The following is a 9,225-nucleotide window of genomic DNA, read 5'->3' on the forward strand; positions in this document are numbered from 1 at the left end:
GTCGGCGGAGAATCCGGCGGCCATGAATCCAGGCACGGTGGCTTGGTAGGTGTTGGTGGTCAGCACCTGGGCGCCGGCTTGCCGGTAGGCGCGGTGCACGGCACGGACCGCGTCCTGGGCGCAATCCAGGGCCAGCGCGCCCCACAACTGGTTGGAGGTCTCCACGCCGTGTTTTTCAAGTTCTGTTGATATTGCTCCGTCCAGAACAACCACTTGGTGTTGGAGCAGGTCACGCAGGGTCATGTAGGCAACGCTACCGCCGTGGGTTGCCCGGCCCGCACTTAAGGTCTGACCATGACGACGCCCCAGAGCACCACGGAGACCACCTCGGAACCGGTCTCCAGCGAACCTTCCCTGCGCCGCAAAATGGGAACCCGTCACCTGATGATGATCAGCTTTGGCGGGGTGATCGGCACCGGGCTGTTCCTGAGTTCCGGTTACACCATCAGCCAGGCCGGCCCGTTCGGTACCGTCCTGGCCTACGCGGTGGGTGCGGTGTTGGTGTACCTGGTGATGATGTGCCTGGGCGAGTTGTCCGTGGCGATGCCGCAGACCGGCGCCTTCCACGTGTACGCCACCCGGTTCATCGGACCGGGCACCGGCTTCACCGTGGCCGTCCTGTATTGGCTGACCTGGACCATTGCGCTGGGGTCTGAGTTCACCGGTGCTGGGTTGATCATGCAGCAGTGGTTCCCGGACACGGCGGTGTGGGTCTGGAGTGCCGTGTTCATTGTGCTGATCGTGACCTTGAATGCCATCTCCGTGCGTGCCTTTGCTGAATCGGAAACTCTGCTCTCCGGGATCAAAGTGGCCGCCATCATCCTGTTCATCGTGTTGGGTGTCCTGGCGATCGTGGGGATCATCAACGTCCGTGGGTACGACGGCGCCCCCGGCTTGAGCAATCTGACCGATGGCGGGTTGTTCCCCAACGGCATCGGTGCCGTGTTCGCCACCATGCTCACCGTGACTTTCGCGTTCTCCGGAACGGAACTGATCGGCATCACCGCTGGCGAGACCAAGGACCCCACCCGCACGGTGCCCAAGGCCATTCACGCAACCCTGTGGCGTCTGACCGTGTTTTTCATCGGCTCGATCATTGTGATGGCCGCACTGATTCCGTGGAAGGAAGCCGGGGTGGATGAGAGCCCCTTTGTGACTGTCTTCCGGTCCATGGGCATTCCGTTTGCCGCGGACATCATGAACTTTGTGATCCTGGCCGCCATTCTCTCGGCCGCCAACTCCGGGCTCTACGCCTCCACCCGCATGCTGTGGTCCCTGTCCAACGAGGGCACCATTCCGGCGGTGTTCCGGCGCACCAACCGATTCGGCGTGCCGTCCGTTGCGCTGGCCGCTTCCATGGTGGGTGGCCTGCTGGCGCTGCTCAGCTCGGTGTACGCCGCAGAGACCCTGTACCTGGTGTTGGTCTCCATCTCTGGTTTGGCCGTGATGCTGGTGTGGGTGGCCATCGCGTGGTCCCAGCTGAACTTCCGGCGTCGGTGGATTGCCGAGGGCCACAGCGTGACCGAGCTGGCCTACCGGGTTCCCGGCTACCCCGTGGTGCCGATGCTGGCGCTGGTCATGAGCCTGGCCTCGTGCGTGTTGATCGTCTTTGACCCCAACCAGCGTGCCGCCCTGTACTGGACCGTGCCTTTCGTGGCGCTGTGCTATCTGGCCCACGCCGTGCTGAAACGACGACGTCGAGCGGTCACCGCCTGACCCGCGACTGAAATTTCACGCAGCACTTGTTCACGAACCCTCATGTGACTCGCCCATCAGCTGCTGATGGGCGAGTCACGTGAGGGTTCGTCGTGTCTCAGGCGAGGTTCAGGCGACCTCAGTCGCGGAACTCCGGGAAGCGGAGCATGCCCTCCTGCATGGTGGTGGCCACCAGATGACCGTCACGGTCGAACATCCGGCCTTCTCCCAGGGCCCTGGCACCAGAAGCAGACGGTGATGCCTGGACGTAGAGCAACCATTCATCCGCGCGGGCCGGCCGGTGCCACCACATGGCGTGATCCAGGGAGGCAATGGCCATGCCGGGTTCGATCCAGGACTTCCCGTGGCGCCGAAGGGCCGGTTCCAGCATCACGTAGTCGGACACGTAGGCCAGGGCGGCTTGGTGAAGCCGCGGATCATCCGGCAGACGCTTGTGGGTGCGTACCCACACCGCGTTGAACGGTTCCTGGCGCTCAGCCGGGCTCAGATAAATGGCGGGCGTGATGTAGCGGATGTCGAACGGGCGCTCCTTGGCAATAGCCCTTGCCTGCGGCAGATCCAGATGCCCCAACAGGTCATCGGCCGTGGGCAGGTCCTCCGGATCCGGCATGTTCTTGGGGCACTCGTCCTGGTGGTCCAAGCCGCAGGATTCCGTCTGGAAGGAGAAGATCCCGGACAGAATGGGAGCGCCGAACTGATAGGCGTGCACCCGTCGAGTGGAGAATGACCTGCCGTCGCGCATGCGTTCCACGCCAAAGGTGATGGGTTCGTGGATGTTGCCTGCCCGCAGGAAGTAGCAGTGCATGGAGTGGATGGTGCGCTCCTCATCCACGGTGGCCATGGCCGCGCGAACGGACTGTGCCATGACCTGCCCGCCGTACACGGATCCGCGTGGGGAGGAGATGGTTTGCCCCACAAAAATGTCTTCCAACGTCCGAATCCCGCCTTGTTCGCTCACATTGAGCATGTGGATCAAGGCTTGTGTGGGGTCATGCTCCGTGCCCGGATTCTGCTGAGAGGTCATGGCCGTTACTTTACGGGGCTCAAGGGTGGGCCCCGTGTGTTTCCATGGTTCCCATGACTTCCCTCAGCGTCCCCATTCACATGCGCTTCAGTGACATCGACTCCTACGGCCACGCCAACAACGTGGTTCAACTTCAGTACCTGGAGGATGCCCGTGTTCGTCTGAGCGAAATGCCCATCCACGGCCTGGAGGGCATCCCGGAAGGTACCTCGTTCCGCAAGCTCACGGGCCAGCGCCTGACCGTGGTGGGACGCCAGGAGGTGGAGTACACCGCGCAGTTGCACTACCGCTTAGAGCCGATTGAGGTGAAGATCTGGGTGTCCAACATCGGTGGATCCTCCTACGTGCTGAACTACCATCTCCAGGATCACGACGGCGGAACCATCTTTGCCATGGCCCAGTCCACCACCGTCCAGATCGGCCGTGAGTCAGGACGTCCGGAGGCCCTGAGCCAGGAACAGATCACCTTCCTGAAGGCGTATTCGGCGCAGCCGGTGCACTTCCGTCGTCGTCCCGAGCACCCGCAGGCCCACTGACATGGGGCGTTCGTTCCAACTTGTGGACCCCACGTCCGTGGAGGACGTCCGTACGTACCTGACCCGGGCTCGCACCATCAACGACGACGCCGCCGTCCGCTTCCAAGGCGTGGGCGGTGCGGTGGGGATCTGGACCTGTGTGCTGACCCGTGCCGGTTTGTTGGACTCCACCCCCACGGTCCTGGGCCTGCGCACGGCTGGACTGGGGGAGCCGTCCACCTTGGATGCCGTGGTGAACGTGGGGTCCGTTCTGGACCGCATGCCGCGGTTCCAAGGGGCCGACGACGCCGTGCTTCGCCTGCCTCCTTATGACGATCAAGCATCCTGGGCCGGGATCTCCCCGTCGTTGTCAGGCTGGGAGCCTGCAGGCATGATTCACGCCCAAGACCTGGTGCTCACGGCCAAGGCCGGCACGGAAGAAGTGGCCCAGACCGTTCCCACCGATTCGGGCAAGGAGATGGTGCAGCGCGTGCGCTCAGCCGTGTGGAGTCGGGTCTCCGAGTGGGGGCAGCTGAGTGAGAACAACGGCAACAGCCTGTGCACGGTCCCGGACGGTGCAGCGTTTGCGGCCTGGGCGTTGGGATTCCTGCGCTCGGATGACGACTCCCAGGTGGCCGTTGCCGTCAACGGATCCTGGAGCAGGCTCTCCTGCCCCGGGGGATTCGTCCTGACCCGCAGCTGAGAGCCACCTGCAACGGTTGGGTCCCCAACGGTTCGGTCCCCAACGTAGGGGCCGCGAAGCGACGTGTGCCGCCCATCAGCTTTGATGGGCGGCACACGTCGCTGCTGGGCGGATGTGAGGGTCAGCCCGGAGCGTTGACCAACGAGTGGGCTGCGCGTTCCAGGTAGTCCCAGAGAATGCCTTCATGAAGCGGAGACAGCTCCAAGGTGTCCACCGCCGCGCGCATGTGCCTGAGCCACGTGTCCCGGGCGTGGGAGTCGATCCGGAACGGCACATGGCGCATCCTCAAGCGTGGGTGCCCCCGCTCCTCCGAATACGTGGTGGGTCCACCCCAGTACTGTTCCAGGAACATCCGCAGGCGCCGTTCCGCCGGTTCCAAGTCCTGCTCCGGGTACATGGCACGGAACTCGGGGTCTGCGGCCACACCCTTGTAGAACTCGTGCACCAGCTTGGAAAAGGTCTGGTGCCCGCCGATCTGGTCATAGAACGAGGCAGAGGCCCCACCGGATGACTCAGCCGAATCCCGGTTGTCGCCCACTTGCTTCATGGGCCGACGCATGGCGGATAGCGGGCGCCCCACAGGAATCAACGGCGTGCTGGGAGCTGCGGCCGCCTCCGGGCTGGTTGCCGCTGTGGCGTCAGGCGCTGCCTGGACCGCGTGGTTTTCAGCCGGATCGCCACCCTGAACCGGATCGCCACCCTGAACCGGATCGCCACCCTGAACCGGAGCAGAATCCTGGCTCATGCCTGCGCCTTCGCATCCACGGCCTGTGCCGCCACAGCGCGGGCCACACGGTCCCGACCCTCCAACACCAAGCGTCGCAGACCGTTGAGATCACCCGGCAGCTGCGCCAAGAACTCATCGGCGGCATCCACAGTGGCCTGCACCGGATGGCGGGGGAACATGCCCACGGCAATCTGTTCGGCGATCTCATGAGAGCGTTCGCGGTAGATGCCCGTGACGGCCTGGAAGTACCGCTCGGCGTACGGGGCCAGCAGGTCATCATCCGGTGCCTGCTGGAAGCCGGCAATGGCGGCTTCCTGCAAGGAGTTGGGCATGGACCCTTCCTCCATCACGGCGTGCCACACAGCTGCCTTGGACTCTGCGGTGGGAATGGCAGCACGCGCCTGGGAGGCCGCAATGGCACCGTGCTCCGTATTGTCCCGCTCCAAGGCGGCTTCCACTCCAGTAGAGTCAACCCGCCCGCCGGCGGCCAGCGAGATCAACAGGGCCCACCGGAGGTCAGTGTCAATCTCCAGACCGTCCAGCGGCAGCTCGCCGGAATCCAGCGCATCCACCCGGTCCAGCTGCTCCGGGGTCCGGGCACGGCGGGCGTAGGCGCGGATGAACTGCAGTTGGTTGTCCGATCCTGGTTCAGCAGCCTGGGCCAGGTGCCACAGTCGCTCAGCGGCATCGACGTCGATCGCCTCCCGGTCTTCCGCTGCAATGTAAGAGTCCAGAACAGTGTCCAACTGGCGCAGCTGGACCAGCACGGTGGTGGAGTCAGTCTCCGCACCGATGTTGTTCAACACCGTCTGGACGTATCCGCGGGCCGGGGCGGCGGCGTCGTGAACACCGTCCCAGGCGGCCTGCCACACCAGTGCGCGGGGGAGGGATTCTGCGAAGTCCTTGAGGTGCTCCGTGGCGGTGTCCAGCGAATACTCGTCCAGGCGGATCTTGGTGTAGGCAAGGTCGTCGTCGTTGACCAGCACCAGATCCGGGCCTTCCAGGCCAATGAGTTCGGGGACCTCGGTGCGGGGGCCGTCCACGTCGATCTCCACGCGGTGGTTGCGGGTCAGTTGGCCCGTGGCGCCGTCGACGTCGTAGAACCCGATAGCCAGCCGGTGCGGGCGCAGCGTGGGGTAGTCCTCCGTTGCGGTCTGTTCGATGGCAAAGGAGGTGATGATGTTGTCGTCATTGCGCACGCAGTCCGGGCTGAGGGTGTTGACCCCGGCGGTCTCCAGCCAGCGCGCGGTCCAGTCCTTGAGGTCGCGTCCGGAGGCCGCTTCCAACTCGGCCATCAGATCGGAGAGCTCCGCGTTGGCCCATCCGTATTCGGCAAAGTACGTGCGCAAACCGGCCATGAACTGTTCCTGGCCCACCCACGCCACAAGTTGCTTGAGCACGGAGGCGCCCTTGGCGTAGGTGATGCCGTCAAAGTTGACCAGGACGTCTTCGAGATCGTTGATCTCGGCCTTGACCGGGTGGGTGGTGGGCAGTTGATCCTGCTCAAAGGCCCAGGACTTCTCCATGGCGGCAAAGGTGGTCCAGGCATTCGTGTACCGGGTGGCTTGCGCCTGGGCCAGGGTGGAGGCGTACTCGGCAAAGGACTCGTTGAGCCAGAGATCGTTCCACCAACGCATGGTCACCAGATTGCCGAACCACATGTGCGCCAGCTCGTGAAGGATGGTGGTGGCTCGGCGTTCCACCCGCGCCTGCGTGGGCCGGGACCGGAACACATAGGCCTCCACGAACGTCACACACCCGGCGTTCTCCATGGCCCCGGCATTGAACTGGGGCACAAAAAGTTGGTCGTACTTCTCAAACGGATAAGGCGAGTCGAACTGGGAATCGTAGAACTCAAAACCCTGTTTGGTGATCTCAAAGATCTGCTCCGAGTCCACGTGCTCCATCAGGGACTGCCGCGCGAACACACCCAGGGCAATGGTGCGCCCATCCGTTGAGGTCAGCTGGTCCCGGACCACTGCATACGGCCCGGCCACCAGGGCAGTGATGTAGGGCGGCAGCAGGGGCGTGGCACCAAAAGCCCAGGTGGCGCTACCCTCACCGGCGGCGGTGGGTTCAGGAGTGGGCTGGTTGGACACCACTTGCCAGTGCTCCGGAGCCGTCACGGTGAACGTGAAGCGCGACTTCAGATCCGGCTGCTCGAACACCGGGAACATGCGTCGGGTGTCAGCCACCTCGAACTGTGAGTACAGGTAGACCTCACCGTCCACGGGATCCACAAAGCGGTGCAGACCTTCACCCGTGTTGGTGTAGAACATCTGCGCATCCACCGTCAGCTCATTGTGGGCCGCCAGCTCAGGCAGCTGAATGCGTACGCCGTCCGCCACTTCGGCCGGGTCCAGGTCACGCCCGTTGAGTTGGATCGAGTTGACCGAGGCCGTGAAGGCATCAATGAACGTGGAGGCACCCGGTTTGGCCTTGAACTTCACCGTCGTCGTCGTGTGAAACGTGCTGTCCCCGGTGGTGAGGTCCAGAACGACGTCGTAAGAGTCGACTTCCAGGAGCTGCGCGCGTTCGGCGGCCTCCTGACGGGTGAGGTTCTTTCCGGGCACTGTGGTGCAGTCCTTTCAACGGAAACGCAGGTGTTGCGCTTCCTGACGAGGGGAAGACGTGCAGGGGTATCGCCCCATGATGCCATGCGTCACGTTCTGGTCGAGCCCGCTGGTTTAGGCTGGCAGGTGCCCAGGTTTCAGCGGGTGCCGCCCGACCGTGAAGGAGTTGCGCGAATGCGCGTCCACATCGCCACCGATCACGCAGGAATAGAACTCTCCCAGTACTTGGTGGAGCATCTGGCCGCCGACGGTTACCAGATGATCGATCACGGTCCCGAGGTCTACGACGCCGTTGATGACTACCCGGCTTTCTGCATCCACGCAGCTCAGGCGGTCATGGAGGATCGCGCCAACGGCTTGGACTCCCTGGGCATCGTGCTGGGTGGCTCCGGCAACGGTGAGCAGATGGCGGCCAACAAGGTCCGCGGCGTCCGTGCTGCTCTGGCCTGGAACATCTCCACGGCGCAGTTGGCACGGGAGCACAACAACGCACAGGTGGTGGCCTTGGGCGGTCGGCAGCATTCGCCGGAGGAGGGCCTGGAAATCGTCCGCGCTTTTCTGTCCACGGAGTTTCCCGGCGATGACCGCCACGTGCGCCGCATCAACCAGATCGAAGAATTCGAATCCACCGGGGACGTCTCCGGTCACCTTTCACATGTGACGGCCCGCCCGTACGGGGACGCGGAAGCCGGTGCCTGAAGGACACACCATTCACCGCCTGGCCGCGCGCATGAACTCGGTCTTTGGCGGTCAGCTCCTGGAGGTCAGCAGCCCGCAGGGGCGGTTCTCCCGGGGTGCACTGTTGCTCAACGGGCGGCGCCTGGTGTTCGCCCAAGCCTTTGGTAAGCAGCTGCACATGCACTTTGCCGCCCCGGAGAACCACGACGACGTCCTGGTCATGCGTTCACACCTGGGTCTCTACGGGAAATGGACTTTTGCCGGGGACGAGCAGTTCGAATCCTTGGCCACGGCCGACAACCCGCGGCGTCGTGCTGACCGGGTTGCTGCAGATGACGGCCACGGGCGTGCGCGTGATGAGCACGGTTGGGTGGTGCCCGAGGCCGCGCGCGGTGCCATCCGCGTGCGTCTGCGTGGGAAGCACGGATGGGCGGATCTGCGGGGTCCCACGGAATGTCGTGTAGAAACCGTGTCCGAGGCTGCCGCTGCGTTGAAGCGGCTGGGGCCGGACCCGTTGGACCCCGATGAAACCGGTGGGTTGTTCGTGGCCCGAGCCGGTCGATCCGCACGGCCGATTGCGGCCTTGCTGATGGAACAACAGGTGATTGCGGGAGTCGGCAACATCTACCGGGCCGAATCCCTCTTCCGACAAAAGGTTGATCCCTTCCTTCCTGGAAACCAGGCGGGGGAGGAGGTTCTGCGTGGGCTGTGGACGGAGAACCGGGAGCTGTTGAAGATCGGCGTCAGGCTGGGACGCATTGTCACCACGGATCAGGCGGATCGCCCACGCATCCCGGACGAGCGAGCGTGGCCGGAGCACGCCAATTACGTCTACAAACGGGCCGGCAAACCGTGCCGTCATTGCCAGACTCCCGTGGAGGTCACGGAAATGGTGGGCCGCACCCTGTACTGGTGTCCCACCTGCCAGGCACCTGGCACCTGACCACCCGGATGGGTGCCCACGGCTGGCGTGAGATCACCGGCTGTTGATGAGATGACACCCCGGTGCCGGTGATCTCATCATTTGGTGGTGATCTCACGGGTTGGTCCGCGCAAAGCACTGAGGCCCGGTCATGATGACCGGGCCTCAGGCGTGTTCGGAGGGGATGACGGGAATCGAACCCGCGTAGCCAGTTTGGAAGACTGGGGCTCTACCATTGAGCTACATCCCCGCGCACTGCAATCCATTCCGGCCACCGGGTTGTCCCGGCCACCAGGCGAGTGCCAGTGAGCGATGCAACGGTACCCGAGGTCCGGCGTCGTAGACAAACTCGAGTGCGGGTGGGAGG

Annotated in this window: 9 protein-coding genes and 1 tRNA gene; 5 read left to right on the top strand and 5 right to left on the bottom strand. The window is 64.0% G+C overall.

Going from position 1 to position 9,225, the window contains the following annotated elements:
• Positions 1-243, bottom strand: a 243-nt coding sequence (locus L979_RS12140) for a homocysteine S-methyltransferase family protein (protein ID WP_047692470.1), incomplete at its 3' end; no start/stop codon positions are given.
• Positions 244-294: 51 nt separating this feature from the next.
• Between L979_RS12140 and L979_RS12145 the strand changes: the two genes are divergently transcribed.
• Positions 295-1,716 (top strand): amino acid permease, encoded by a 1,422-nt coding sequence (locus L979_RS12145; protein ID WP_052209867.1) that lies wholly within the window; start codon positions 295-297, stop codon positions 1,714-1,716.
• Positions 1,717-1,834: 118 nt separating this feature from the next.
• Here the strand turns inward: L979_RS12145 and L979_RS12150 are convergent, their stop codons facing one another.
• Positions 1,835-2,740: an acyl-CoA thioesterase II gene (locus tag L979_RS12150; RefSeq protein ID WP_047692471.1), complete on the bottom strand. Its 906-nt coding sequence runs from the start codon at positions 2,738-2,740 to the stop codon at positions 1,835-1,837.
• Between the two features lie 53 nt (positions 2,741-2,793).
• Here L979_RS12150 and L979_RS12155 point away from each other — a divergent pair, with 53 nt between their 5' ends.
• Together L979_RS12155 and L979_RS12160 are read left to right on the top strand one after the other, a co-directional pair.
• On the top strand, positions 2,794-3,276 hold the full coding sequence (locus L979_RS12155; RefSeq protein ID WP_047692477.1) for a thioesterase family protein: 483 nt from the start codon (positions 2,794-2,796) through the stop codon (positions 3,274-3,276).
• Position 3,277: 1 nt separating this feature from the next.
• The gene (locus L979_RS12160) at positions 3,278-3,958 is read left to right on the top strand and encodes a hypothetical protein (protein WP_047692472.1); all 681 of its coding nucleotides are present in this window, start codon (positions 3,278-3,280) and stop codon (positions 3,956-3,958) included.
• Between the two features lie 121 nt (positions 3,959-4,079).
• On the opposite strand, the gene L979_RS12165 is transcribed toward L979_RS12160, so the two are convergent.
• Together L979_RS12165 and pepN are read right to left on the bottom strand one after the other, a co-directional pair.
• Entirely contained in the window at positions 4,080-4,505 is a 426-nt protein-coding gene (locus tag L979_RS12165; RefSeq protein WP_197052150.1) for a globin, read from the bottom strand.
• A gap of 194 nt (positions 4,506-4,699) precedes the next feature.
• Positions 4,700-7,258, bottom strand: coding sequence for an aminopeptidase N (pepN, locus tag L979_RS12170; protein ID WP_047692473.1), 2,559 nt, complete (start codon positions 7,256-7,258; stop codon positions 4,700-4,702).
• Between the two features lie 174 nt (positions 7,259-7,432).
• On the opposite strand from pepN, the gene L979_RS12175 reads away from it, so the two are divergent.
• Both L979_RS12175 and L979_RS12180 read left to right on the top strand, forming a co-directional pair.
• Positions 7,433-7,957: a ribose-5-phosphate isomerase gene (locus L979_RS12175; protein WP_047692474.1), complete on the top strand. Its 525-nt coding sequence runs from the start codon at positions 7,433-7,435 to the stop codon at positions 7,955-7,957.
• On the top strand, positions 7,950-8,879 hold the full coding sequence (locus tag L979_RS12180) for an Fpg/Nei family DNA glycosylase (protein ID WP_047692475.1): 930 nt from the start codon (positions 7,950-7,952) through the stop codon (positions 8,877-8,879). The genes L979_RS12175 and L979_RS12180 overlap by 8 nt, the downstream gene beginning before the upstream one ends.
• 158 nt (positions 8,880-9,037) lie before the next feature.
• Here the strand turns inward: L979_RS12180 and L979_RS12185 are convergent.
• Positions 9,038-9,108: transfer RNA gene (locus L979_RS12185), tRNA-Gly, on the bottom strand.
• Between the last annotated feature and the right edge of the window lie 117 nt (positions 9,109-9,225).

Source organism: Kocuria sp. ZOR0020 (genome assembly GCF_000800955.1).
Taxonomy (GTDB): domain Bacteria; phylum Actinomycetota; class Actinomycetes; order Actinomycetales; family Micrococcaceae; genus Kocuria; species Kocuria subflava.